The following is a 294-nucleotide window of genomic DNA, read 5'->3' on the forward strand; positions in this document are numbered from 1 at the left end:
AACGTGTTTGTTCATCTTTGTCATTGCCTGGTAGTTGGCGGATAACTTCATCGGGTGTTTTTTTGGAGAGAATCGCAACCCCATTAAAACTTTTTTGTCCGTGTGTTTCTATGTGATAACCTAAGCTTTCAATTGCATCGCGTGGAAAATTCTCATCGGTACTTTTGATTTCTTGTAAACAGACTATATCAGGCCGATTTTGCTGTAGCCATTGATATAATGTTTCATGCCGTGCTTTTATTCCAGCAATATTCCACGTTACTATTTTCATGATACTCAATCTTAAGTGTTATA

Annotated in this window: 1 protein-coding gene; it reads right to left on the reverse strand. The window is 37.1% G+C overall.

What is annotated here, in order from left to right; all coding sequences use genetic code 11:
• Window positions 1-271 (reverse strand): endonuclease/exonuclease/phosphatase family protein (locus ACFINS_RS09795; RefSeq protein WP_375706154.1); only part of this gene is annotated, 271 nt, incomplete at its 3' end.
• Window positions 272-294 lie beyond the last annotated feature (23 nt).

The sequence above is a fragment of the Bartonella sp. AA2SXKL genome (assembly GCF_042197205.1).
GTDB lineage: Bacteria > Pseudomonadota > Alphaproteobacteria > Rhizobiales > Rhizobiaceae > Bartonella.